The sequence below is a fragment of the Streptomyces flavofungini genome, from assembly GCF_041028215.1.
Classification (GTDB): Bacteria; Actinomycetota; Actinomycetes; order Streptomycetales; family Streptomycetaceae; genus Streptomyces; species Streptomyces flavofungini_B.
The window spans coordinates 1-1,931 of record NZ_JASKYR010001056.1; the positions used below are offsets into that span (position 1 = coordinate 1).

2 protein-coding genes are annotated in these 1,931 nt (G+C 71.2%); both read right to left on the reverse strand.

The annotated features are described in order from the left end of the window. Window positions 1-74: 74 nt before the first annotated feature. Window positions 75-1,787: an ABC transporter ATP-binding protein gene (locus tag AB8Z36_RS38295; protein ID WP_440582117.1), complete on the reverse strand. Its 1,713-nt coding sequence runs from the start codon at window positions 1,785-1,787 to the stop codon at window positions 75-77. Beyond that, a partial coding sequence (locus AB8Z36_RS38300; RefSeq protein ID WP_440582118.1) for a phosphopantetheine-binding protein occupies window positions 1,765-1,931 on the reverse strand: 167 nt, incomplete at its 5' end. The genes AB8Z36_RS38295 and AB8Z36_RS38300, both read right to left, overlap by 23 nt.

The following is a 1,931-nucleotide window of genomic DNA, read 5'->3' on the forward strand; positions in this document are numbered from 1 at the left end:
CACCCGGCCAGGCCGCCAGTCAGGCCCCTGGCCAAGCCCCCAGTGGGACCCCAGTCAGGCCCCCGGCCAGCCCCTCACCGAGCCACCGCCGCGCAGTACTCCTCGTCCGAGGCGAGCAGGTCGCGGTGGGTGCCCTCGGCGGTGATGGTTCCTTCGTCCAGTACGAGCACCCGGTCAGCGGCGTCGAGCAGGGCCGGGCTGCTGGTGAGTACCACGGTCGTGCGGCCCCTGCGCAGCTTCGCGACGTTGCGTGCGATGAGCTGCTCGGTGACGGCGTCGACGGCCGTGGTCGGGTCGTGCAGGACGAGGACGTCGGTGTCGGCGGCGAGCGCGCGGGCCAGGGAGAGCCGTTGGCGCTGCCCGCCGGAGAGGTTCGAGCCACGGTCGCGGACGCCGTGGTCGAGGCCTTCGCGGTGGAGGGCGACGACGTCGGTCAGCATGGACGCCTCGACGGCTTCGGGGACCAGGCGGCTGGTGCCGGACGGGTCGATGTTCGTGCGGAGCGTGCCCGCGAAGATCTCGCCGTCGTACGGGTTCACGAGCAGGTGTTCGCGTACCGCGTCGAAGGAGAGGGCGGTGAGTTCCTGGCCGCTGACCCGCACGGCACCCTCGTACGATTCCGGCGGCACGCGCAGGGCCAGGACCGACGCGAGGTCGGCGGCGGCGCGCGGCTGGTAGACGGCGATGGCCACGAATTCGCCCGCGGCGACCTTGAACCGCAGTTCGCGCAGCGTGCCGTAGGCGACGCCGTCGATGTCGAGGTCGCCGCCGGGGGCCGGGCGCGCCTCGCCGGGGGACGCCACCGGCGGGGCCGACAGAACGAGCGCCATGCGTTCGGCCGAGGCGCGGGCGACCATGACGTACTTGGGCATCTCGGAGAAGAGTTTGAGCGGTTCGATGATGAACTGTGCGAGGCCGACGGCCATGACGAGTTCGCCGATGGTGATCTGGCCCTCGAAGGCGAGCCAGCCCGCCGTCAGGGTCACCGCGGCGGCGAGCACCGCGTTCAGGGCGAGGGCGGTGCCGGCGTAGACGCCGTTGACCTTGGCGACGGTGATCGACTGGTGCTTCGCCTCGGCGCTGACCTCGCGGTAGGAGCGGAAGGCCGCGTGGTTGCCGCCGAAGCCGTGCAGCGGGCGCAGACCGGTGATCAGGTCGGCGACCTTGGCGCCCGCCCGTGCCACGCGGGCCTGTTGTTCCTTCGTGCTCGCGCCGATCCGCTTGGACATCACGCTCAGGATCGTCAGGATCGCGACGGTTCCGACGATCACCAGTGCGCCGAGCCGCAGGTCGGCGAGGCCGAGGGCGACCGCCGCGACCACCACCGCGACCAGCGAACTGATCAGCATCGGCACGACTTCGACGATGTCGGCGGTCTGGTCGGCGTCCTCGGTGGCGATGGTCAGGATCTCGCCGGACTTGAGGTCGACGTCCCTGGCGACCGGCTGGAGCCCGCAGGCCGCCACCCGTACCCGCCAGCGGTGCGCCTCGGTCGTGTTGGCCTTCTGGAGGATGCGCATGCCGAAGCGCCACGACAGCGACACCGTCGTGATGATCACGGCGAGCGCGCCGATCGACAGGGCGAGGGCGCCGAGGTTCCGGTCGCCCCGCATCGTGTGCTCCACGATCATGCCGAGCGCGATCGGGAAGGCGGTCTCACCGGCCTGGTAGAGGCCCATGAGGACGGTGCCCCAGAGCATGGCGGCGCGGTTGCGGCGCAGGGCGGTCCGCAGGATGCCGGACCCCGGGCGCGGCCGCTGGTCGTCAGGAATCGTCAGAGTTGTCATCGAGGTGGCGGGCAATCGCTTCCGGGGTTCGCAGGGTGAACAGGTCTCGGATGGTGACCACAGGACCGTACTCGCGTCGGAGCAGTCCGATCAGGCGTACGGCGAGCATGGAGTGGCCGCCCAGGGACACGAAGTCGCTCACCG

Excerpts from the sequence above, each read along its gene's own strand:
- AB8Z36_RS38295 (WP_440582117.1), bottom strand. The coding sequence starts at position 1,787 with ATGACAACTCTGACGATTCCTGACGACCAGCGGCCGCGCCCGGGGTCC.